The organism is Streptomyces sp. NPDC050658, from assembly GCF_044457025.1.
GTDB lineage: Bacteria > Actinomycetota > Actinomycetes > Streptomycetales > Streptomycetaceae > Streptomyces.
Genome location: NZ_JBITGM010000003.1, coordinates 516,908 through 539,100, shown reverse-complemented (window position 1 = coordinate 539,100; position 22,193 = coordinate 516,908). Strand labels below are relative to the sequence as shown.

Genomic DNA, 22,193 nt, shown 5'->3' with positions numbered 1-22,193 from the left:
TCCCACATCAAAGAGGACACCAATGTCCTTCGACAGCGAAGTTAGTCGCGTGTAGCGCGCTGACCTGGGGCGAATGGGTTGGATGTCAACGCTGTTCGGGATGCCCACGGACAGCGGACGACGTCCGAGCGAGGAGCTGGCCGAGGTCTCGCTGCGCTGAAGGCTCATCTGGGTATCGCAAGAAGATCTCGCGATACCCAGCTCATGTGGCCGCTCACCCGGACGGCCCGCTGTCCGTCGATGTCGTCCAGCTACGACAGCTCTGGTGGGCTGATCGCAGCCTGCTTGATCAGCTGCCAGAGCTCGTACGGGGTGGCCTCCTCGGCATCAAAGGTCTCGGTGTAGCCACCCTGGGGCATATCTTGCTGGGCGACATGCGCTGGAAGGCCGAGTTCGTCGCGCAGGTGACGTAGTACGGCCTGCTCGATGCGGAATGCCATCTCGCCGCTGGTTACCTCAAGTCGTCGGAAGACCTTCCAGTCCTGCTTGATGTGGCGCTGGATCCGGTCGACCTTGGCGCTCTGACCAGTGATGCCAATCTTTACTGCACGGAATTCGCAGTGTGTAATCAGGTACACGACTGCTGGTTGGTCGTAGCTGATGCCTCGCGGGCAGCACTTGCGGCAGCCATAGCCAGAGCGGGCGTTGCTGTAGGTGGGGTGCACAATATTCCCGCAATAGGTGCAGCGGCACTTCCAGTGGGTCGAGGCGCCGGGGTACGGCTCCAATGGCTCGTAGCCTTGCTCGCGCATGAGGTCTTCGGCCTCCTCGCGGTCCACGATCCGGCCGGAGCAGTGAGCGCATCCGTAGTTCTGCCGAACGCCGCCCATCGTCGGAGTGCCCTCCTTTCCGCAGACGGTGCACCGGCACGGCCAGGGGACTTTGCTGCCCGGGTACGGCGCGAGCGGTTCAAAGCCAGCGTCCCGCATCTCGCTCGCGGCAACGTCCGCGTCAATGCGGCGGGTGGCAGCGCGGCGCTGGATTCCGCACCAGCGACAGCCGGCGTCGGAGGCGGTCACCGCGTGGTAGGACACGGCGACTATCTCGCCACAGTTCGTGCATCGGCAGGTCCACGGCACAATCGACCCTTGGTAGATACTTTGAGGCTCCAACCCGTGCTCGCGCATGACCTTCAGGGCCCGTTGCGGGTCGATGCTGCGGCGCTGGCAGTAGCGGCAGCGTGTGTTCTTGCTATTCACGGAGTGGTAGCTGGGGCTGCTCTCCAGCCCACAGACCAAGCACTCACACCGCCACGGTGTGGCGGAGGACGTAAACGGCTCCAACGGCCGGAACCGGGCTGCAACCATGACCTGGACAGCCGACTCAGGGTTGATTCGTTGTGAGTTGATCGCCGCCCACGGTGCCTTCCCGCGCTGTGACTCGGCCCTTCTGCCGTGGGCACAGATGCCGCAGCGGTTGCCGGCCATCACGTTGTCGTACGTGGGCATCGCCTCCGTCCCGCAGGTCGTGCACTGGCAGCGCCATGGTGCCCCGGAGCCCGGGTAGTCCTCCAATGGCTCATATCCGGCCTTCTGCATCACTGCGGACGCTGCACTGGGGCTGAGACGCTGCGCGGCCGCCGCGCGATGTCGGCCACACCTGATGCAGCCGCTGCCTTGGGACTTCACCGAGTGATAGGTTGTGACGCCCTCGTGACCGCAGACCGTGCAGGTGTAGGCCCACTTCTTGGTCGCGCCCGGGTAGGCACCGATGGGTTCCAGGCCGCGCTCTCGCATGAGAGCTGCGGCGGCCTGGGGGCGCACCACCTGCCCGGCACAGAACCGGCACCCGTGTCCCTTCTTTGCTGTCCCGTATCGCGGGAAGACCTCGTTGCCGCAGGATATGCACCGGCACCGCCACTTTGTGTTTGCTCCCGGATAGGGCTCCAGCGGCTCGAACCCGGCCTCCCGCATCAGGGCCGTTGCTTCTTTGGGAGAAGCACCGGGGCGACCCCTGCGCTTGGGTGCCGTTGCGCCTTCGGCGGCCGTGGGGGCGGCGATGCTGAGCCGTTCCGGCACGCCCGGGGGTGTTGCTGCCGGCTCGGGCGTTGGCTCGACTTTTCGGAGCCGCCGTGCATGACCGTCCCTGATATACGCGGTGAGTGATTCCCTCAGCTCCTTGATGGCTCTGCTGCGTTGTACGTGAACGTGATTCGTGGTGATTCCCAAAGCGGTGGCGATGGCAGTATCGGATGCCCCTGCTGCCTGCAAGCTGACGAGCTGGCGCAGCTTCTCTCGGTTCGTGTCATCGGCTGCTTCACGAACGAGGTCCCAGACTTCCGAGTCAGGTGTGGCAGCGGAGACTTGATGATGGGCAACCTGGTCAAGCAAGGCCGCGAGATTTGACTCTTCGGTGGGGGCCACGCGTCGCTGACTCCGCACTATGTCAATCGCCTTGTGGTGCGCTGCTCGGACCAAGTACCCGGTTAGGTTGTCCAGTTCTGCGACGCGTTCCCATTCGCGGTACGCGTAGAGGAACGCCTCGGCGACGGCATCTTCGGCGTCGGGCCAGCTGAGTGTAGGGAATCGTGCACGCAGGTGAGCGGCAAGCTTCGGGTGAAGCGTGCGGAAGACCTCTTCGAAGCGTGCCGGGGAGGCCGACGTGGCGTTGCCGTCGTCGGCCTCCCCGGTGGTCCTGCCCCTAGGCGGCACCAGCATCGGTGCCATCAACTGTGCCGCCCTCGTTGAGGTCGTCCGCCATCCGCATCGCCCGGCGTAACCGACGAGTGACGTTGACCAAACGGTCTACGCCATAGGCGACTACGTGCAGGGTGGCAGCGATGGTCACACCTGTCTGTGTCCAGCTCGCAGCTGTATCCCAGCGGTCGCCGCTGATCTCGACAATCCTGCTGGTTGCGAGCAGGGTTACGCCGACCGCGTACCCGACGGGCACTTTCATAGCCTCGATCTCCTCAAACTGCTATCCGCGTCTGCCTGAAAAACGTGACCGGGACTCCCCGCGCAAGGGGTACTGGCCGTCCGGAGGGTCACGCAGCACAGTGGATCGGATGCGGCGTGTCGAGGGCAAGGAGGATGCACACCTGCGAGTGACTTGTAGGCATGCCGGTGGCGCCCACCGCAGATTCACGGTAGACGCCCTCGTTTCAGTTGTTGCGGTCCGGCTGACTGCTGACCCGTTGCGCCGGGGAGGCCGACAGCCGGACCTTGTGACAGACGCGGATAGAGCCCGTCGAGTATCTAGCGTGTTGAGACCCCCGGTTCTTACAACCCTCGGTTCTTACAAACCTTGGTTCTTGCTCGGAAGCATGGTTCTTAGGGGGGCGGGGCTCTCTCGCCCCACGATGTCTGTCGATCCTCACGCGGTCAGTCACGCGTCACCTGAGACATCGCCGAGGTGCTGCGAAAGTCGGTGCGATCGCGGTAGGCGCCACTCGCTACCGCTACCGGGCATGGCGATTCCCACTCCCTGGGACACCACGGGACGAGGACAACCACCAGGAAGCCCCCGGGGCTTGTGGAGAGCCGGGCGCGGTGCCAAGTGCGTGCACGGTTCGGGAAGCGGCTCCGGGGAAACGGGCCGGTCGAAAGACCAGCACCGCGCCCCGGACCGACTTCACCAAACTAAGTTCGCCGCGGGCAGACAAGGAAGGAGCCCAGAAAGACTGGTGCCCTTCGGCAAGGCATGTCAACGTACAACGCCCTGCCGAATGATCGACCCCCGAGTCCGTGGAGGCGCCCCTGCACCCGCACTATTCCAGTGCTCCCTCCCGGCCTGCCTTGCCAGACCCGGTGTACTGGGTCACTCCACGCCACCTGCTGGTGACGAGGCAGCTCTCGCTGAGCGGATCGGCGACAGGCTGGTCGGCCTCGGCTGGCGCACGTGGCCGACCTCACGTAACACCCTTCTCTATGTGAGCCTGGACGAACTGCGCGGTGCCGAGTGGGTCCACGCAAGCTCCCCCTTCGAGTTGGGCGGACGGCCCGTCGCCTGGCAGCTGAGCTTTCGGTCCGACGCCGACTCCGCGCTGACGGAGTGGAACGTGTACTTCACCACCGGAGTCCCTCCCGAGGCGCTCATCGATCTCCTCATGGAGATCGACGCCCGCGAGGCACCTGACGTCGGATTCGAGGGGCCGAGACAGTCCTCACCGCACTCGTCGCACGGGCCCGGATCCGCGACATCGACCGGCCCCGCACCACCGCCTCTGACCCTGGGTTCGCCTCCAGCGTCTCTCTGGAGGTGCTGCCGCCGCTTGTCCAGGACGCTGCCCCGCGTCTCGATCTGATGGGCTGGCAGGCGTGGGCGGAACCCCTTCTCGGGGCCGCATCTGTGGTGTGCCCGCTTCAGCGCCAACGTCCCCACGACCTCGTCCGCATGCGCCTCTTCGCTCGCCTCGCCGGTCCCGGTACCCCGCCGCACGCTGCCCAAGAGCACGGAGGGCGACTCAGCGTCGTCCGTCGCAGCTGACCACCCGTGGCCCGAAGTGGCCCGTTGCGCTGTGTGCGTCAGTCGGCTGCCCATGCCGCCCGGAGGCCGGTGGGCAGGGGCGAGCGGCCGTCGACGCGCTGCTTGGTGCAGTTCCCGAGTACGTCCCCGACAACCTCGCCAGCGCGTGAGGGGACAGATGAACGGGTCGTACAGCACACGCTGTGCCACCCGTTTCGCTGCGCGGACTCGGGAATGGTCCGCTGTGTCAGCCTGAGAGGCTCTTGCGGCGAACGCGCAGTGAGTACGTCCTCTTTCCCCCGGGTCGGCCACTGCCGCCCCAGCCGCCGCTCGTCGCTACATTCCACCCTTGCTGGTGCTTCATCTGAGCGGCGAAGGTCCGCAGATCGTGAATCTCGCAGCCGCACTCCAGCGTGACGCTGACGCTGATGTAAGGACTGCGAGGGCTGTCCTTGGCGTAGGGGTTCGGCTCCCATCGCACGTCGTGAACGTGACCCTTGAGACCAGTGCGCTCCTCGTCGCGCTTGATCCCGTGAGCCTTCGCGTATTCGTCCAGGTCGTCGATCACGAACAAGTGGCTCGACCACTCGCCGGGCCAGACCGCGAACAGGCGGGACCTGCCGGCCACGGCCCGCTCGTACGCGGCATGGTCGTCCCCGTGCGTCACTGTTCCGTCCTCGTGGACCTCGACATAACACGTCGTACGAGTGGTGTAGGGGAAGTCCTTCTCTACCGCCGCGGCACTCCTCGGTTCCAACCAGTCCTCCCGGTGTGCGCAGCTCCTTGAGAGCGCCCAGTCAACACTCAACGTGACGGCTTATGTAGGGAGGTCGGCGGAAGTTGGCTGGGTGAGGCTTGCGGAATGGCTGGTGATGCGGATGGTGCCCTGCTCCTCAGCGCCGCCCATTCTCCCCAGAGGGCTCGACAGAGTCCTCTGAACCATTCGCGTAAGCGAAGTTGATTAGCTTTCTCGGCTCCCCGCTACAACCAGTCCCGCCGCTTGAAGATGAAGTACAGACTCACGCACACCACGGCCATCAGCAGAATCGCGAACGGATACCCGGCCGCCCACTTCAGCTCGGGCATCGTGTCGAAGTTCATGCCGTAGATCGTCCCCACCAAGGTGGGTGCAAACAGAATGGCCGCCCACGACGAGATCTTCTTGATCTCCTCGTTCTGCTCGAACCCCGCCTCCGCCAGCGCCCGCATCTCCGCGTTCTGCTGCTGCGTCACCAGCGTCGCGTTCACCGTGAGGATGTCCGCGAGGGCCTGGCGGAAGCCGTCGACGCGTTCGCTGGTGTGGGTGACGTGGTCGGCCACGTCGCGGAGGTAGCGCTGGAGTTCCTCGTCCGTGCCGTACTTCGCGAACCCTGCCATCAGGGCGTGCAGCATGGAGACCAGGGGGCGGGTCGCGCGCTGGAACTCGACCATTTCCCGGGAGAGTTCGTAGATGCGGCGGGAGACCTCGGGGTCGCCCCTGAAGACCTCTGTCTCGATCTCGTCGATGTCGTTCTGGACTCCCGCCACGACCGGGGCGTAGCCGTCGACCACCGCGTCCAGGATGGCGTAGAGGACCGCCTCGGGGCCGAGCTTGAGGAGTTCGGGGGTCTCCTCCATGCGGCGGCGGACCGCCGAGAGGTCGGGGGCCGCGCCGTGGCGGACCGTGATGACGAAGTCCGGGCCGACGAAGACGTGCAGTTCGCCGAAGTCGACCTCTTCGGGGGCGTCCAGGTAGCGGGCCGCGCGCAGGACCACGAAGAGTGTGCTGCCGTAGCGCTCCAGCTTCGGGCGCTGGTGGGCCTCCATCGCGTCCTCGACCGCGAGTTCGTGCAGGTCGAACTCGGCGGCCAGGGAGAGGAGTTCGGCCTCGGTCGGGCGGGCGAGGCCGATCCAGGCCATGCCGTCCTGCTGCTCGCGCAGGGCACGGAAGGTCTCGGCGAGCGTCGCGGGCGTGGCGACGCGGACGCCGTCCCGGTACAGCGCCGCCTGCACCACGCTCAGGGCGTCCGGCGGCGTGGCGGCCGAGGAGGCCGTGGGCTCCGGTATGGGGTTGCCCGTGCCCGCCGGCGGTGCCTCGTCGGCCTGGGAAGCGCGTCGCCAACCGTGCTTCCTGGTGGTCGCTGCGGGCCGGGCGCGACGCTCCGCCATGCTGGGTGCCTCCATGTCGAACGTATGTCTAGATGGCCACGGAGCAGGATATACGTCCCAAAAGGCGCGGGCGTGGCGACGATGCGACGCGGCGGTGGCCTCCCTTGAGGACAGCAGGTGTCCGCAAGGGGCGTTAGCGTGCGGGCATGACGAAGACGACACGGGGTCCGGTGGCGAAGGGGCGGGGCGCGCGGGCAGAGGGCGGTGCCCCTGTACTGGGGACGCGCGCCCTCAACCGCGCCACCCTCGACCGGCAGCTCCTCCTGCGCCGCTCGCGCGACCACTCCGCCGAGGACGCCGTCTCCCACCTCCTCGGACTTCAGGCGCAGAACGTCAAGCCGCCCTACTACGCCCTCGCCGCCCGCCTCGCGGACTTCGACCCGCTCGAACTCTCCGCCCTCATCGAGGCGAGGGCCCTCGTCCGCATCGTCACCATGCGCTCCACCATCCATCTGCACACCGCAGAGGACGCCATCGCGCTGCGGCCCATGATGCAGCCCGCCCTCCAGCGTGAGATGGCGACGGTGTTCGGCAAGGGGCTCACCGGCGTCGACCTGGGCGAGCTCACCGCGCTGGCCCGCGAGGCCGTCGAGGACGAACCCCGCACGATGAAGCAGCTGCGCGAGGTGCTGCACGTCCGGTGGCCCGAGGCCGACCCGCAGTCCCTCGCCGTCGCCGCCCGATGCCTGCTGCCGCTCGTCCAGGTCACCCCGCGCGGGCTGTGGCGCCGCAGCGGGCAGGTCGCGCTCACCACCGTCGAGCACTGGCTCGGCGCCGACGCGGAACCCCCGGAGGCGGACCCCATGCCCGACGCCGCCGTCCTGCGCTATCTCGCCGCCTTCGGGCCCGCCTCCGTCAAGGACATGCAGACCTGGGCCCGGCTCACCCGGCTGCGTGACGTCTTCGAGCGGCTCCGCCCCCAGCTGCGTACCTTCCGGGACGAGAACGGCACCGAACTCTTCGACCTGCCCGATGCGCCACGCCCCGACCCGGACACCCCGGCACCGCCACGCTTCCTGCCCGAGTACGACAACCTCCTCCTCTCGCACGCGGACCGCACCCGCGTCGTCCCCGCCGAGTACAAGGGCCGCACATGGAAGGGGAACTTCGCCTACTGCGTCTTCCTCCTCGACGGATTCCTCGCCGGCGTGTGGCGCCTGACGGAGGACGCGAAGAGCGGGACCGCCGTGCTCACCATCGAGCCGTTCGGAAAGCCGGGGCGCGCCCAGCGGGACGAACTGACGGGGGAGGCCGAGCGGATGCTGTCCCGGATCGCCGAGACGTCTTCCTCGTACGACATCCGGTTCGGGGCGGTCATCGACGCCTGACCGGGCGAGAGCGGGGCCGGGCGGCTGCATAGGCTCGTGCACGTCTGGATCCACGAAACCCCGGCGGACAGCTGGGGCGTCGCGGGCAAGCTGACCGCGGACAAGTAGCGGGGGCGGGAGCGCGGCGGGCGGAGGGGGCGGGGGTCACGGGGGCGACTCCGCGTGAAGGGGGCTACAGGGGTGCCCCCGCCGCAGGGTCCTACGGCAACAACCCCGCCCGCCGCGCCGCCACCACCGCCTCGAGCCGCGTATGCGCCCCCAGCTTCCGCATCGCCGAGCGCAAGTAGCCCTTGACGGTCTCGGGCCGCAGGCCCAGCCGTTCCCCCGCCACCGCGTTCGTCGCCCCGCCGGCCACACACGTCAGGACGTCCACCTCGCGCGGCGACAGGGACACATCGCGTTCACGGTGACCGCGGGGGAGCGGCGTCGCCGCCGTCGCCAACTGGCCGCACACCGCGAGGAGTTCCGCACGAAGCTCCGGATCCACGACCCGCGGGGCCAGCGCACGCAACGCGCCGTGCGCCTCGCGGACCTGCTCCCAGGCACCAGGCCCGGACCCCGGCCCCGTCACCGGCTCCCGCGCCGCCGACAGCAGCGCGCGCACTTCATCGCGTACGACAAGAGCCTGCTCGACGTCACGTGCCGCCTCCAGCGCGGCCGAGACCACCCGGTCGCCGAGCGGCTGGGCCGTGCGCAGGGCGCCGTACACGACACCGCGCACCCGCCGCCGCACCACCAGCGGCACCGCGATGACCGAGCGCAGACCCTCGGCGGCGACGGCACCGTCGTACTCATGGCTGATGTGCCGCGAACCGTGGTAATCCGTCACCGCGCACGGCCGAGAGAGCGCGACCGCCTTGCCGCCCAGACCGTTGCCGGACGACACCGCGAGCCCGCTCAGCGCACGCGTTCCCGTGCCGCTCAGCTCGCCGATCCGTACCTGACGCCGCCCCTCGACGAGCCCGCCGAAGGCCACCGGCAGGCCCGTGCTCCGCCGCAGCCGCAGCAACGCCGACCGCAGCTCCACCGCCTCGCCGCCGTCAGCCGTCACGCGCCCTGCTCCTTCACCGCACGGACACCCCCGTCCGGGGGTAGTGAGACCCGCATCACGAATTACACGATGTCGCGTAGCGTCCGGCAAGGAGCCCGGCAGCGCGTACGGCGCCCGTACGGGCATCCAACGGCGAACGCACCGGGCATCGGACCGGCGAACGTACCGGCATCGGACCGGCGACGAGGGAGAACGCAATGACGACGACGGGTACGAGCGGCACGGAACAGTTCCGCACCGCGCGGGACTTCCTGCTGCGGCACCGTGCGGACTACGCCGCCGCCTACGAGGGCTTCGCCTGGCCGCGGCCCGAGCGGTTCAACTGGGCGCTCGACTGGTTCGACGTCATCGCCCGCGGCAACGAGCGGACCGCGCTGCACATCGTCGAGGAGGACGGCGCCGAGACCCGCGTCTCCTTCGCGGACATGGCGGCCCGCTCCGACCGCGTCGCCAACTGGCTGCGCGCGCAGGGCGTCCGCGCAGGCCACCGCGTGATCGTGATGCTCGGCAACCAGGTCGAGCTGTGGGAGATCGCCCTGGCCGCGATGAAGCTCCGCGCGGTCGTCATCCCGGCGACCCCGCTGCTCGGCCCCGTCGACCTGCGGGACCGCATCGACCGCGGCCGCGCCCGCCATGTCGTCGTACGCCCCGAGGACACGGCCAAGTTCGCCGACGTACCCGGCGACTACACACGCATCGTGGTGGGCGCCGACGCCGCCACGGGCTGGATCTCGTACGCGGGTGCCGACGACGCGCCCGAGGCCTTCGAGCCCGACGGCATCACGCACGCGGACGACCCCCTGATGCTCTACTTCACCTCGGGCACCACGGCCCGCCCCAAGCTGGTGGAACACACCCATGTGTCGTACCCGGTGGGCCACTTGGCGACGATGTACTGGATCGGCCTGAAGCCCGGCGACGTCCATCTGAACATCTCGTCCCCCGGCTGGGCCAAGCACGCCTGGTCGAACCTGTTCGCCCCCTGGAACGCGGAGGCGACGGTCTTCATCCACAACTACACGCGCTTCGACGCGGGCCGGCTGATGACGGAGATGGACCGCGCCGGAGTGACCTCCTTCTGCGCACCGCCCACGGTCTGGCGCATGCTGATCCAGGCGGACCTGACCCAACTGCGCACCGTGCCGCGCGAGGTCGTCGCGGCGGGCGAGCCGCTCAACCCCGAGGTCATCGAGCAGGTGCGGCGGGACTGGGGCGTCACGATCCGGGACGGCTTCGGCCAGACCGAGACGGCCGTCCAGGTCGCCAACTCGCCCGGCCAGAAACTGAAGCCGGGCTCCATGGGCCGCCCCACCCCCGGCTTCACCGTCGAACTCCTCGACCCCGTGACCGGAAAGCCGGGCGCCCCGGAGGGCGAGATCTCCCTCGACCTCGCCACGAACCCGGTCGGCCTGATGACCGGCTACAACGGCGACCCCGAGCGCACCGCCGAGGTCATGGCGGGCGGCTACTACCGCACCGGCGACATCGGTTCGCGCGACGAGGACGGCTACATCACGTACGTCGGTCGCGCGGACGACGTCTTCAAGGCCTCGGACTACAAGATCTCCCCGTTCGAGCTGGAAAGCGCCCTCCTCGAACACGAGGCGGTGGCGGAGGCAGCGGTGGTCCCTGCCCCGGATGAACTACGCCTCGCCGTCCCCAAGGCGTACGTGGTCCTGGCGGAGGGCTGGCAGCCGGGCGAGTCCACGGCGGACGCGATCTTCGCGTACACGCGCTCGGTACTGGCCCCCTACAAGCGCCTCCGCCGCATCGAGTTCACGCAGGAACTGCCGAAGACGATCTCCGGGAAGATCCGGCGGGTGGATCTGCGGGAGCGGACGGCGGCGGGGTCTGCGGATGAGTGGACGGAGCGGGGCAAGCGCTGAGTTCGTACGAGAGCGGGGCGAGGCCGCGGCGCCGACGCGGAACGCCGACCAGGGCGGCGCCGTGACGTCACGCCGAGCGGAGTGCCTCCGTGGGGGACGCTCGCGCCGCCCAGGAGCAGTCCGCCCATCCCGCCGATGAATCCCGGCCCACGCCGCGTCCTGGCGCGTACCGGGGGAAGAGACGTCGCACGAGCGGACCTGGATGGCCTGGCCGTCCAGGTCCGTGATCCGGGGCAGCGCGCTGTCGAAGATCCAGGCGGACATCGCCAGGCTCGCCAAGGAGGTCGCCAAGTACGAGCCGGTGACCATGTGGGCCGACGGTTCTTCGGCCGCCGCGCAGGCCAGGAGCGCGTGCGGGTCCACCGGCACGGTGATCGGCTCCATTCCGGTCTCGGACCGCTGGATGCGGGACACCGGCCCGCTGTTCCGGGTCGACGGGGCGGGCGGTCTGGACGCCTTCGGCCTGAACTTCAACGCCTGGGGCGAGAACGCCACGAGCTTCTACGGCATCCCCGCCTCCGCCTACGACAAGGACCGCATGGTCGCGGGGAGGGTCGCCGCCGCCGCGGGCGTCCCGTTCGCGAAGGCGGCGGTGGTCGGCGAGGGCGGCGGCGTGGAGTACGACGGCGACGGCACCCTGATGGCGACCGCGAGCTGCTGGGTGAACAGCGACCGCAACCCCGGCAAGCCACGCAGCCAGATAGAGGCGGAGCTGCTGTCCCGCTTCGGAGCGTCGAAGATGATCTGGCTGCCCGGAGTCACCGGGCACGACGTCACCGACGGCCACATCGACGGAACCGCCCGCTACATCAAACCCGGTGTGGCGATGGTGCAGTTGGCCGGCGCCGTATGGCCGGACGTCTGGACCGAAAACGCCCGGGCCATCCACGACGTACTGGTCAACGCTACCGACGCCAGGGGACGCCGACTGCAGGTCCTCACCATCGAAGGCCCCGGCACGCTGCCCCGGATCCCGGCCGGCAAGGAGAAGGACTTCCTCAGCTCCTACATGAACTGGACGGTGACCAACCAGGCGGTGGTCACCACCCAGTTCGGCGACACCGCCAAGGACGCGTCGGCCAAGTCCGCGATCGCGGCCGCGTACGGCCGACCCGTCGTCCAGCTCAACTTCGACAACCTCTACGGGAACGGGGGCGGCGGCGCCCACTGCGTCACCATGCGGGAGCCCAACCGCTGAGCCGCCCGGAGTCCGTCGTCGACTACGGGCAGCGTGCGCGGGAGGTGGTCCGGGAGATCTCCGCGCACGTGCGGGAGGTCTGAGGCGGCGGGCGCCGACGGACGGCGCCCGCCCGCTGCGTCAGGAGGCCGGCTCGCCCGGCTGGTCGTGGGTGGCGCAGTGGATGCCGCCGCCTCCGGAGGCGATCGTGTCGATCTGCAGCTGGACGATCTCCCGCTTGGGGAAGTGCTCCTGGAGGATGTCCTTCGCCCGCGCGTCCGCCTTGCGGTCGCCGAACTTCGGGATGAAGACCGAGTCGTTGGCGACGTAGAAGTTGGCGTACGTCGACACGAAGTCGTCGCCCTCGCCGGTGATCTCGTCGAGGTCGGGCTGCGGCAGGTCGACGATCTCGAAGCGCTTGCCGCGCGCGTCGGTCGCCTTCTCGAGCACCGAACGGGCCTGGTCGGCCGAGCGGGACCAGGAGTCCGGGGGCGTACCGGGGAATGCCTGGTCGAGCAGGACCACGCCGGGTGCGGTGAAGCGGACGAGGCTGTCGACGTGCGCGTCGGTGATGTCCTCGCCGCGGACGCCCGCCAGCCAGATCACCTTCTCCACGCCGAGCGTCTCGATGAGCTCGTCCTCGATCTGGTCCCGGCTCTTCCCGCGGTTGCGGTTGTCGTTGACGATCGAGCTCTCGGTGATGAGGAGCGTGCCCTCGCCGTCCGTCTCGAAGGAGCCGCCCTCGGCGACCAGCGGCGCCTTCTCGCGGGGGATGTCGTACCGGGCGAGCAGCTTGCGGCCGACCTGGGCGTCGTTGGTGTGCTCCTGCTTGTCGCCCCAGCCGTTGAAGTTGAAGTCGACCCCGACGAGCTCGCCGTCGTCCTCGATGAAGACCGGGACGGTGTCGCGGGCCCACAGGTCGTCGACCTCGAGCGCAATGACCTCGACCTGCGATCCGCAGGCCCGCTGGGCCGCCTCCTGCTGGTCCGGCCGGGCCATCATCACGACTTCCTCGTACTCCGCGACGGCCCGTGCGATGCGGGCGATGTCCTCTCGTACGTAGGGCAGGTCGTCCTCCCAGACGGAGGCGAGTGCCGGCCAGGACATGAACGTACGGGTGTGGCTGTCCCATTCGGCGCCGAAGCGGCGCTCGCCGTCGGCGGGTGCGGTGGTCGCCCCGCCGCGTACGGACTCCTGCGGACCGCAGGCGGCGGCACCGAGGGCGAGGACCCCGCCGATTCCGGCGAAGGTGCGCAGGGCGGTGCGGCGGGTGGGGGGAAGCTGGGTCACGGTGTGCTCCGAGATCGTGGGCTGGCGAGGATATTCCGCGGCCGCGGGCGGATGGGGGTGACGCACGCGGCCACGGAGAACGCCGCCTTGGGCTTCACGCGGGTGGCGGTGGCGGATACGGCCGAGTAGCGGCAGCAGCGGCCCGCGGTGTCCTACCGCTCACCCGGACCGCTGCCGCGGTCCACGTGTGACGGGGCGCCGGGATGTGCGCCCGTCCACGGCTCGGCCTGTGGTTCACCGGTCGGCTTGGTGCCGAGGAGCGCCGGGACGGCGGTGGTGGAGCTCCAGGCGTAGGGGCGCACGGTGTTGGTGAGGCGGTCCATGGGGCGTTCGTGGCTGTAGGGCTGTTAGGGGCTGTGCGGATCGGGAGTGGCTGGTGGGGTTCCGTGCCGCAGGGGTCAGTTCCCCGGTGGAACACTGGAAGGAGTGGGCGCGGCCTTCGCTCCCGCCGCAGCACCCGGGCCCCGACGAAGCCGTACGCCAGGGGAGATTCGCATGCTGAGCGCGTCCGTACCCGTACTGGAGGTCGGCGGCACCCATGTGACCGCGGCGCTCGTCGACCTCGACCGCAGGGAGTTGGTGGGCGACGCGGTGCGCGCCCAACTGCCCACCATGGGCACGGCCGAGGAGATCCTCGACGGCATCGCCGGGGCGGCCGCCCGGATCGAGGCCCCGCCGGAGGCGGTCTGGGGCATCGCGATGCCGGGGCCCTTCGACTACGCGGCGGGCGTCGCGCTCTTCCGGGACGTCGGCAAGTTCGACGCGCTGTACGGCGTGGATGTCGGCGCCGAGCTGAAGCGGCGACTGCGGCCGGCGCCGGCCGCGCTCCACTTCCTCAACGACGCGGACGCCTTCGGCATCGGGGAGTCCGTCGCCGGGGCGGCCGTCGGCCATGAACGTGCCGTCTGCATCACGCTCGGCAGCGGTGTCGGCTCGGCCTTCCTCGACCACGGGCAGCCGGTCAACGACGGCCCGCTGGTGCCGCCGGACGGCAGCGTCCATCTGCTGTCGCACGCCGGGCGGCCGCTGGAGGACACCGTCTCGCGGCGCGGTATCCGCGCCGCCTACGCCCGCGCGGCGCTCGACGACCCGGACGTGGTCCCCGATGTGCGGACCATCTCCGAACTCGCCCGCGGCGGCGACCGGCACGCGTGCGCCGTGGTGGACCAGGCCTTCCGGGCGCTCGGGGCGGCCCTCGCGCCGTGGCTCGCGCCGTTCGGGGCGACGGCGCTGGTCGTCGGCGGCTCGATCGCGGGCTCCTGGGACCTGATCGAGGAGCCGCTGCGGGCCGGGGTGGCCGCTGGTCAGGGCGCCGGGCCCGCAGGGGAGTTCGTCTTCCGCACCGCCGAACGCGCCCACGACGCACCGCTGCTGGGGGCCGCCCAGTGGGCGGTGCGGCAGCAGCCGGCGGCACCCGCGGCGGGGGCCCGCTAGCGGGCGCGTGGGATTCCCGGGCAATCCGCCCTCCCTGTTCACCGGGGCCGAGCGCTTCCGCGGCTACTGGGCCGCGCACGAGGAGGCCGGGCTCACGCCGCGCGAGGAGTGGGCGCGCCGGGGTCCGCACGACATCCCCACGGCGGCGGCTGCGGCCATGGAGCGGTCCCTGACGAACAGCGGGACGATTTCGTCCGAGCCGTCGAGCGCGGCGCGCAGGGGCGGATGCTCGTGCGCCCGCAGCTCCGATGTGAACAGGACGATCGAGATGCTCATGGCGCCAATCCCCGCACGGGGCGGGATGTTTGGCCGCCATTCGGCGGGCGGTGCGTCGCCGATCCGGGGACCTCGCGCGTCGCCGATCCGGGACCTCGCGCGTCGCAGACCGGCAGCCCCCCCCAGACCCGTTGGCCTCGTGTGCCTCAACCGGGAAAGTCCAGCAGCGCCACCGGTTTCGCGGTCGGCTCGGTCGAACCCCCGGCGGGTTCCAGCGTGATGCCCATGCCGGTGGCCCGGTCGACGGGGCCGTCCAGGAGCAGTGCCTCGGTGGTCCTGGCCGGGTCCATGAGGCCCGCCGGGCGCATCGATCCGTCGTCGCTGAACCACAGTTGGTAGACCTTGCCCGCCGGGGGCCTTGGCAGGTTCGTGGCGAGGAAGGCGGCCCGGTTGCCTTCGGCGGAGACGACGACGGTTCCGGCGGCCCCCGCGGAGAGCCGGGCGGTGCTCGACCGGGCGTCCGGAGCGGCGAGCACCGCGGCGAGTTCCGCCGCGCGTTCGTCGGCCTGGCGGGCCTGCTCGCGGGCGTCCCCGGCCTGTTGGTGCTGCCAGACCGCGGTACCGCCGAGGGCGGCGGCGACGGCGAGGCAGGCGGCCAGTGCCCACCGGGAGAGGCGCCGCCCGTGACTGGGGTGTGCTCCGGCGGCGCTGTGCTCCTCCCGCCCCCGGGTGTCCTGGCGGACGGCGGCGATACGTCGGAGCACCTCCTCCCGCATGGTCCGGGGCGGTGCGGTCGCGGCGGCCAGACCCAGCCGTGCCGCCGTCTCGGCCAGTTCGCGTACTTCCTGGTCGCATGCGGGGCAGGACGCCAGGTGCGCCTCGGCCCTCGCCGGCTCGTCGCCGTCCAGCGCGTGGAGGGCGTAGGCGCCGGTGAGGGTGTGCGGGTCGTCGTGGGAGGTCATGTGGTCACCCCCAGGCAGTCGCGGAGCCGGATGAGGCCGTCGCGCAGTCGGGTCTTGACGGTGCCCAGCGGCAGCGAGAGCAGTTCGGCGACCTGGCGGTAGGTCAGGCCCCGGTAGTAGGCCAGGGTGACGGACTGGCGCTGCACCTCGGTGAGGGCGCGCAGGCAGCGGCGTACCTGCTCGTGCTCCAGACTGGTCTCCACCTGCTCGCTGACCTCGTCGAACTCGGGGGTACGGGCAAGGGCCGCGGCCCTGCGCTCACGGGCGGCGGAGGCCTCGACCGAGCGGACCCGGTCCACCGCGCGCCGGTGGGCGAGGGTGAGGATCCAGTTCCTCGCCGTCCCGAGCTCCGGGCGGTAGCGGGGCGCGGTGCGCCACACCTCGACGAGCACCTCCTGGGCGACTTCCTCGGACTGGGCGTGGTCGCGCAGAACTCCGCGTACGACGCCGAAGACGGGCCCGGCCACGACGTCGTACACCCCGGAGAAGGCGTCCTGGTCGCCACGGGCGACCTGTGCCACCAGTTCCTGGAGATCGGGCCCCACAGCCGTCCGCGACCCGATCCGCACGACGTCCGCTCTTCTCTCCATGGGAGTGCCCCTTCCGTCATGGGTGATCCGTGGCCGGTCGGCGGACGGATTGGTCGCGTCGCGCGGTCCGGAGGGCTCGGCGGTACGTGCGTAAAAGTGGCGAATCCGACCAATCCGGCAGGCGGGGAGCGACGGACCACTTATGTGGGGCGCGAAAGGGGCGCTCCGGCCGAGAAGGAGAGCTGATCATGACTGTTCATCGCGCAGGCACCCGCATGATGGTCGGAGCGGCGGTGCTGGCTCTGCCGTTCTCCCTGGCCGCACTCGCACCGGCGGCCTCGGCCGGGGACATGGACGGCCCCTTCGGGCCGGCCTGTTCGTCCGTGCCCGAGGACGGCGCCGGCTCCTTCGACGGGATGGCCGAGGACCCCGTCGCGACCGCCGCGTCCAACAACCCGGCCCTGTCCACCCTCGTCACCGCGGTGGAGAAGGCCGGCCTCGTGGACACGCTGAACAACGCGGAGGACGTCACGGTCTTCGCGCCGACCAACGACGCCTTCGAGAAGATCCCGAAGGCCGATCTGGACAAGGTCCTCAACGACAAGGAGCAGCTGACGAAGATCCTCACCTACCACGTGGTGGGTGAGCGACTCTCGCCCGACGACCTGGAGAAGGGCTCCTTCGAGACGCTGGAGGGCAGCAGCCTGACCACGTCCGGCTCGGACGAGACGTACAAGGTGAACGACTCGGCCAAGGTGGTCTGCGGCAACGTGAAGACCGCGAACGCCGACGTCTACATCATCGACACGGTCCTCATGCCGAAGGGCTGAGATCGAAGGGCTGAGATCGAAGGGCTGAGATAGGGGCTGCGGGGCGAAGGGCTGCGGGGCGAAAGGCTGACGTCGAAGGGCTCTCAGGCAGGCAGTTCCACGAGCGCGAGCGGCTTCGACGTCGGCTGCTTCGAGCCGCCCGCGGGTTCGACCGTGATGCCCATGCCGGACGCGTCCCCGACGGCGCCCGTCAGCAGGACGGTCTGGTCGGTACGGGACGGATCCATCAGGCCCGCGGAGCGCATACGGCCGTCGGCGGCGAACCAGAGCTGGTACACCTTGCCGCCGGGCGGTCGTGCCATGCCGGAAGCGGTGAACACGGCGCGGTCGACGTCGTGCGAGACGATCACCGAGCCGCGCGCCCCGCCGGCCAGCTCCGCCGGGGACACCGTGGCGTCCGGCGCCGCGAGCACCCGGGTGATCCGGTCCGCCTGCCGCTGCGCGGCTCGGGCCTCCTGCCGTGCCTGGTCGGCCCGTTCGTGCTGCCACCAGGCCGTGGCGCCGAGTCCGACGGCGGCGGCGAGGCACGCGGCGAGGGCCCATTGAGGGGCGCGCCGACGACGGACGGCGACGGTCGGGGGCGCCGCGTCCGGTCCGGTCCGCGGCGGCTCCTGCGGCATGCCCGTGATCTCCCGCATCACCCGCTGCTTCAGGTGCGGGGGCGGCGGTGCCGCGACCGCGCGTCCCAGGATTTCCGCCGTGGCGGCCAGCCCTCGCACCTCTTCGGCGCATGACTCACAGGTCCGCAGATGCCGCTCGAACGCGGCGCGCTCTTCGTCGTCCAGTGCGTCGAGGGCGTAGGCCCCGGTCAGGGAGTGCGGGTCGGTGCCGGTCATGTGCTGCTCACCCCCAGGCAGTCGCGGAGCCGGATGAGTCCGTCGCGCAGCCGCGTCTTGACCGTGCCCAGCGGCACGGACAGGGACTCGGCGACTTCTTTGTACGTCAGGCCGCCGTAGTAGGCCAGGGACACCGACTGACGCTGAAGGTCCGTCAGGGTCCGCAGGCAGCGGCGTACCCGCTCGCGCTCGGTACGCGCCTCGACCTCCGCCACGACTTCGTCGAACTCCGGTGTGCGGTCGAGCAGCGCCGCGCGGTGTTCGCGCGCCGCTGCCGCCTCGGCGGAGCGGACCCGGTCGACGGCGCGCCGGTGGGCGAGGGTGAGGACCCAGTTGAGGACCGTGCCGCGCTCGGCGCGGTAGCGGGCCGCGGTGCGCCAGAGTTCCACGAAGACCTCCTGCGTGACCTCCTCGGACTGGGCGTGGTTGCGCACCACGTGCCGGACGACGCCGAACACGGCCCCCGCCGTCGCGTCGTACACGGCGGAGAACGCGTCGTCGTCGCCCTGGGCCGCTTTCGCGACGAGGTCTCGCAGGTCGGGCGGCTCCGGCCGACCGCTCCCGAGATGGGCGGCTTCCTTCATGCGGGACCTCTCATCCGACGGTGACCACCACGGAGTGCCGCCCCGACGCGCCGTCGGGAATGGGGCTGGTGCGCTCGGCGGTCTGGGTCTCGCCGGTGCCGTCGGTGGCCCGGACGGTCAGCGTGTGGCCGCCTTTGGTGGCCTTCCAGGAGTACGACCACTGGCGCCAGGTGTCGCGGGTGTCCTCGGCGGCGAGGCGGGCCTCTTCCCACGGTCCGTCGTCGACCCGGACCTCGACCTTGTCGATGCCGCGGTGCTGCGCCCAGGCGACCCCGGCGACGACGACCGTACCGGCCTTGGGGCGGGCGAACGGCTTCGGCGTATCGATGCGGGACTGGGTCTTGATGGGGGCGCGTCGTGCCCAGTCGCGCTTGACCCAGTAGGAGTCGTACGCGTCGAACGTGGTGAGCTCGATGTCCCTGATCCATTTGCAGGCGGAGACATATCCGTACAGGCCGGGGACGAGCATCCGTACGGGGAAGCCGTGCTCGAAGGGGAGCGGCCGGCCGTTCATGCCCAGGGCGAGCATCGCGTCGCGTCCGTCCAGCACGTCCTCGACGGGGCTGCCGATGGTCATGCCGTCCACGGACCGGGCGACGAGCTGGTCGGCGGGGCCGCCCTCGGAGGGTGGCCGTACGCCGCACCGCTCGAGCAGGTCGGCGAGGCGGACGCCGATCCAGCGTGCGTTGCCCACGTAGGGGCCGCCGACCTCGTTGGAGACGCAGGCCAGCGTGATGTCCCGCTCGATGAGCGGCATCTTCAGCAAGTCGTCGAAGGAGACCGTCAGTTCGCGTTCCACGCCCTTGCCGTGGATGCGCAGCCGCCAAGTGGTGGCGTCGACCTTGGGCACGACCAGCGCGGTGTCGACGCGGTAGAAGTCCGCGTTCGGCGTCACGAACGGGCTGATCCCGTCGATCCGCAACGCCGCCCCGCGGGGAATGGGCGCGGCCTTCGACGCCGGCGCGGGGAGTGCGACGCCCTTGCGGGAGGCGACGGCGTCCTGCCCCTGCGAGTCGTTCAACGCCCGCCCGACGAGCCCGGCGCCGGTCGACGCGGCAGCCGCAGCGGAGGCGGCGAGGATGAACCCCCGCCGGTCCCAGCCCACTTCGGCCGCCGAGTCCCCGGACACCGGCCCGCCGTCCGGTCCCAGCCGTCCGACGAGCCAGTACAGCAGCCCGGCCCCGACGACCGCGCCGACGACGGAGGGCAGCGTGTCGGCGATGCCGGTCGAGTCGGGGCGGCCGACCGCGGCCAGGGCGCCGACGACCCCGAAGGCCAGCACGCCCGCCGCCCCGACCAGCCGCCGCCGGGTGGCCAGCACGCCGAGGACGACGGCGAGCACGGCCAGCACGGCGAGGATGCCGAGCTGGAGGACGAGCTTGTCGCTCGTGCCGAACTCCCTGATCGCCCAGTCCTTCACCCCCGACGGGGTGCGGTCGATCGCCGCGCCGCCGACCGCGATCACGGGCCCGGACTCGGGCCGCACCGCCGCGGAGACCAGCTCGGCGACCGCGATCGCCGCGTATCCCGCGAGCAGTCCGCTCAGCCCGCCGAGCAACAGCCGTCTCGAGTTCACACTCCAGGGGTATCCCGGGCAGCCGTCGCTGTCCCGGCACCGCACGGGGATACGCCGGATGACCCCGCTGGTGGAGCAGCGCCCCAGTCAGTGCGTACCCGTCAGTGCGTACCCGGCAGTCCGTCCCCGTCAGTCCGTACCCGTCAATGCGTACCCGGCAGTCCGTACCCGGCAGTCCGGCCCCATCCGCCAGAGCAGCAGCGCCGCCGCTGCACAGCGGATGGGGCCGAGCGTCGTGCGCGGGTCGTGGCCGATCCCGCGGGTCAGCGCCTCGTGACGGGGCGCGCTCCGCCGCTTCACCCTGCGGGCGCCGCGGATGGCCGGGAAACCGCCGTTCGTCGCGGATCGGCGGCGAATCGCCTGCCGTTCGTGCGGTGCCGGGGCGAATCCCGCGCCGCCCGTGCGGTGCCGGGGCGAATCCCGCGCCGCCCGTGCCGTGCCGGGACGGCCGGGGCTCACCGCCGGACCGGCCCTAGCCCTCCCGCGCCCACGGCCGCAGCTTCTCCGGATTGCGGGTCACCCAGATCCGCTCGACGCGCCCGTCGGACACGTCGAACGCCGCCACCGTCACGACGACACCGTCCCGCTGGGCCACCAGACCCGGCACGCCGTTGACCGTCCGCTCCAGCAGTTCGAGCCCGGGCGCCTTGTCGGCGATGGCGACCATGTACTGGGCGATCCGCGCGCCGCCCTCGACCGGGTGCAGGACGGTGCCGACCATGCCGCCGCCGTCGGCGGTCATGACGGCCGCCGGGTCGAGGAGCGCCACGAGGGAGGCGATGTCCTTGGTCTCCCACGCCTCCTTGACGTGCCGCACCACATCGCCCCGGCCGTTCGCGGGCACCGGAGCGTGCGCGACGCCGACCCGCCGCCGGGCGGACGCCGCCAGCTGCTTGCAGGCCGCGGAGGTCCGGCCGAGCACCTCGGCGATCTCGGCGAAGGGGTAGCGGAAGACGTCGTGCAGGACGAACGCGACCCGCTCGGCGGGCGTCATCGACTCCAGGACGACGAGGAAGGCCATGGTCACCGACTCGTCCTGGACGATCTGGTCGGCGGGGTCCGCGGGCCCGGCGGCGTCGGCGCCGCCCAGGTGGTCCCATTCGGTGCGGTCGGGCAGCGGCTCGGGCAGCCAGGCGCCGACATAGCGTTCGCGGCGGGCCCGTGCGGAGCCCAGCAGGTCCAGGCAGATGCGGCCGGTCACCGTCGTCAGCCAGGCGCCGGGGGACCGGATCTCCTCCTGCCGGCTCCGCGGCAGCCCGTACCAGCGTGCGTACGCGTCTTGTACGGCGTCCTCGGCCTCGGTCACCGAACCGAGCAACCGGTAGGCGACATTGATCAGTTGGCGCCGCTCGCCCGCTGCCTCGTCCGTGCTGGCCCCGACCGTCGTCCCCATGCTTCAGGCCCCCGCCTTACCTTTTGCCGGCCCGCGTCGTCGGGCTGGTGAGAGACCTTATCGAGCTGCTGCCCGAGGGCGGAAAAGGGGACCGGGACATGGCTGACACGACGGCTGCTCAGACGACTGCTCAGGCGACGGCGACGGCGACGGGGGCGGGGACGGCGACGGTGGCCCTGAGCGCGAGCGCACGGCGCGCCGGTGCCTTCCTGCGGATCGCCGTCGCCTTGCAGACCCTGACCATCTTCTTGCAGGCCGCCTCCTCCGGGCTGCTGCTGACCTCGTCCTACGGAGAGGTGCTGCACAGCGTCGGGGCGCGGGTGATGTACGGGGCGTCGATGCTGTACGTGCTCGCGGCGGTCCTCGCGTGGAAGCCGGGCGGCGGCTCGCCGCGGCCCATCTGGCACGCGGTCGGGTTCCTGGTGCTCGCGTCGGTGCAGGTCGTGCTCGGCATCGCGCACGTCCCGTCGGTCCATCTCCCGCTGGGTGTGCTGATGTTCGGGCTGAGCGTGCTGGCACTGGCCCGGCGCTGAGCCGGCCCGCGG

Annotated in this window: 21 protein-coding genes and 1 pseudogene; 7 read left to right on the top strand and 15 right to left on the bottom strand. The window is 70.7% G+C overall.

Annotated features, from left to right (window positions below):
* Nucleotides 1-251: 251 nt before the first annotated feature.
* Both ACIBKX_RS14055 and ACIBKX_RS14050 read right to left on the bottom strand, forming a co-directional pair.
* The gene (locus ACIBKX_RS14055) at nucleotides 252-2,666 is read right to left on the bottom strand and encodes an RNA polymerase sigma factor (RefSeq protein ID WP_363275763.1); all 2,415 of its coding nucleotides are present in this window, start codon (nucleotides 2,664-2,666) and stop codon (nucleotides 252-254) included.
* On the bottom strand, nucleotides 2,641-2,898 hold the full coding sequence (locus ACIBKX_RS14050; protein WP_363275764.1) for a hypothetical protein: 258 nt from the start codon (nucleotides 2,896-2,898) through the stop codon (nucleotides 2,641-2,643). The genes ACIBKX_RS14055 and ACIBKX_RS14050 overlap by 26 nt, the downstream gene beginning before the upstream one ends.
* A gap of 973 nt (nucleotides 2,899-3,871) precedes the next feature.
* Between ACIBKX_RS14050 and ACIBKX_RS14045 the strand changes: the two genes are divergently transcribed.
* A complete protein-coding gene (locus tag ACIBKX_RS14045; RefSeq protein WP_363275765.1) occupies nucleotides 3,872-4,246 on the top strand; it encodes a DUF317 domain-containing protein in 375 nt (124 codons plus the stop codon).
* Nucleotides 4,247-4,654: 408 nt separating this feature from the next.
* On the opposite strand, the gene ACIBKX_RS14040 is transcribed toward ACIBKX_RS14045, so the two are convergent.
* Together ACIBKX_RS14040 and ACIBKX_RS14035 are read right to left on the bottom strand one after the other, a co-directional pair.
* Nucleotides 4,655-5,074, bottom strand: a complete 420-nt coding sequence (locus tag ACIBKX_RS14040; protein ID WP_363275766.1) for a hypothetical protein — start codon at nucleotides 5,072-5,074, stop codon at nucleotides 4,655-4,657.
* A gap of 314 nt (nucleotides 5,075-5,388) precedes the next feature.
* Nucleotides 5,389-6,555: a magnesium and cobalt transport protein CorA gene (locus ACIBKX_RS14035; RefSeq protein ID WP_363275767.1), complete on the bottom strand. Its 1,167-nt coding sequence runs from the start codon at nucleotides 6,553-6,555 to the stop codon at nucleotides 5,389-5,391.
* Between the two features lie 146 nt (nucleotides 6,556-6,701).
* On the opposite strand from ACIBKX_RS14035, the gene ACIBKX_RS14030 reads away from it, so the two are divergent.
* Complete coding sequence (locus ACIBKX_RS14030; protein WP_363275768.1) at nucleotides 6,702-7,883, top strand: winged helix DNA-binding domain-containing protein; 1,182 nt, start codon at nucleotides 6,702-6,704, stop codon at nucleotides 7,881-7,883.
* 199 nt (nucleotides 7,884-8,082) lie between these two features.
* Here the strand turns inward: ACIBKX_RS14030 and ACIBKX_RS14025 are convergent, their stop codons facing one another.
* On the bottom strand, nucleotides 8,083-8,934 hold the full coding sequence (locus ACIBKX_RS14025) for a LuxR C-terminal-related transcriptional regulator (protein ID WP_363275769.1): 852 nt from the start codon (nucleotides 8,932-8,934) through the stop codon (nucleotides 8,083-8,085).
* Between the two features lie 197 nt (nucleotides 8,935-9,131).
* Here ACIBKX_RS14025 and ACIBKX_RS14020 point away from each other — a divergent pair, with 197 nt between their 5' ends.
* Nucleotides 9,132-10,820 (top strand): AMP-binding protein, encoded by a 1,689-nt coding sequence (locus ACIBKX_RS14020; protein WP_363275770.1) that lies wholly within the window; start codon nucleotides 9,132-9,134, stop codon nucleotides 10,818-10,820.
* A gap of 202 nt (nucleotides 10,821-11,022) precedes the next feature.
* Nucleotides 11,023-12,018 carry an agmatine/peptidylarginine deiminase gene (locus ACIBKX_RS14015; RefSeq protein ID WP_399375759.1) on the top strand — a complete coding sequence of 332 codons (996 nt, stop codon included), beginning with the start codon at nucleotides 11,023-11,025 and terminating at the stop codon, nucleotides 12,016-12,018.
* A gap of 120 nt (nucleotides 12,019-12,138) precedes the next feature.
* Here the strand turns inward: ACIBKX_RS14015 and ACIBKX_RS14010 are convergent, their stop codons facing one another.
* Together ACIBKX_RS14010 and ACIBKX_RS14005 are read right to left on the bottom strand one after the other, a co-directional pair.
* Entirely contained in the window at nucleotides 12,139-13,287 is a 1,149-nt protein-coding gene (locus ACIBKX_RS14010; protein WP_363275771.1) for an agmatine deiminase family protein, read from the bottom strand.
* Between the two features lie 164 nt (nucleotides 13,288-13,451).
* A pseudogene (locus ACIBKX_RS14005) lies at nucleotides 13,452-13,610 on the bottom strand (type I phosphomannose isomerase catalytic subunit); the annotation flags it as partial.
* 172 nt (nucleotides 13,611-13,782) lie between these two features.
* Here ACIBKX_RS14005 and ACIBKX_RS14000 point away from each other — a divergent pair.
* A complete protein-coding gene (locus ACIBKX_RS14000) occupies nucleotides 13,783-14,721 on the top strand; it encodes an ROK family protein (RefSeq protein WP_363275772.1) in 939 nt (312 codons plus the stop codon).
* A 63-nt stretch (nucleotides 14,722-14,784) separates the two neighbouring features.
* On the opposite strand, the gene ACIBKX_RS13995 is transcribed toward ACIBKX_RS14000, so the two are convergent.
* The 3 genes from ACIBKX_RS13995 to sigK (ACIBKX_RS13985) all read right to left on the bottom strand — a co-directional run bounded on the left by ACIBKX_RS13995 (nucleotide 14,785) and on the right by sigK (ACIBKX_RS13985) (nucleotide 16,489).
* On the bottom strand, nucleotides 14,785-14,997 hold the full coding sequence (locus tag ACIBKX_RS13995; RefSeq protein ID WP_399375758.1) for a deoxyribodipyrimidine photo-lyase: 213 nt from the start codon (nucleotides 14,995-14,997) through the stop codon (nucleotides 14,785-14,787).
* A gap of 146 nt (nucleotides 14,998-15,143) precedes the next feature.
* Nucleotides 15,144-15,899, bottom strand: a complete 756-nt coding sequence (locus ACIBKX_RS13990) for an anti-sigma factor (RefSeq protein WP_363275773.1) — start codon at nucleotides 15,897-15,899, stop codon at nucleotides 15,144-15,146.
* Nucleotides 15,896-16,489, bottom strand: coding sequence for an ECF RNA polymerase sigma factor SigK (sigK, locus tag ACIBKX_RS13985; protein WP_363275774.1), 594 nt, complete (start codon nucleotides 16,487-16,489; stop codon nucleotides 15,896-15,898). The genes ACIBKX_RS13990 and sigK (ACIBKX_RS13985) overlap by 4 nt, the downstream gene beginning before the upstream one ends.
* A gap of 188 nt (nucleotides 16,490-16,677) precedes the next feature.
* On the opposite strand from sigK (ACIBKX_RS13985), the gene ACIBKX_RS13980 reads away from it, so the two are divergent.
* Nucleotides 16,678-17,259 carry a fasciclin domain-containing protein gene (locus ACIBKX_RS13980; protein WP_363275775.1) on the top strand — a complete coding sequence of 194 codons (582 nt, stop codon included), beginning with the start codon at nucleotides 16,678-16,680 and terminating at the stop codon, nucleotides 17,257-17,259.
* A gap of 83 nt (nucleotides 17,260-17,342) precedes the next feature.
* Here the strand turns inward: ACIBKX_RS13980 and ACIBKX_RS13975 are convergent, their stop codons facing one another.
* From ACIBKX_RS13975 to sigJ, 5 genes are all read right to left on the bottom strand, one after another.
* Complete coding sequence (locus ACIBKX_RS13975; RefSeq protein ID WP_363275776.1) at nucleotides 17,343-18,095, bottom strand: anti-sigma factor; 753 nt, start codon at nucleotides 18,093-18,095, stop codon at nucleotides 17,343-17,345.
* Nucleotides 18,092-18,679, bottom strand: a complete 588-nt coding sequence (sigK, locus tag ACIBKX_RS13970) for an ECF RNA polymerase sigma factor SigK (protein ID WP_363275777.1) — start codon at nucleotides 18,677-18,679, stop codon at nucleotides 18,092-18,094. Before sigK (ACIBKX_RS13970) ends, ACIBKX_RS13975 begins: the two co-directional genes overlap by 4 nt.
* 10 nt (nucleotides 18,680-18,689) lie before the next feature.
* On the bottom strand, nucleotides 18,690-20,255 hold the full coding sequence (locus ACIBKX_RS13965) for a sulfite oxidase (protein WP_363275778.1): 1,566 nt from the start codon (nucleotides 20,253-20,255) through the stop codon (nucleotides 18,690-18,692).
* Between the two features lie 129 nt (nucleotides 20,256-20,384).
* Nucleotides 20,385-20,714, bottom strand: a complete 330-nt coding sequence (locus tag ACIBKX_RS13960) for a hypothetical protein (RefSeq protein WP_363275779.1) — start codon at nucleotides 20,712-20,714, stop codon at nucleotides 20,385-20,387.
* A gap of 13 nt (nucleotides 20,715-20,727) precedes the next feature.
* Nucleotides 20,728-21,648 carry an RNA polymerase sigma factor SigJ gene (sigJ, locus tag ACIBKX_RS13955; RefSeq protein WP_363275780.1) on the bottom strand — a complete coding sequence of 307 codons (921 nt, stop codon included), beginning with the start codon at nucleotides 21,646-21,648 and terminating at the stop codon, nucleotides 20,728-20,730.
* A gap of 98 nt (nucleotides 21,649-21,746) precedes the next feature.
* On the opposite strand from sigJ, the gene ACIBKX_RS13950 reads away from it, so the two are divergent.
* Nucleotides 21,747-22,181, top strand: coding sequence for a hypothetical protein (locus ACIBKX_RS13950; protein ID WP_363275781.1), 435 nt, complete (start codon nucleotides 21,747-21,749; stop codon nucleotides 22,179-22,181).
* Nucleotides 22,182-22,193 lie beyond the last annotated feature (12 nt).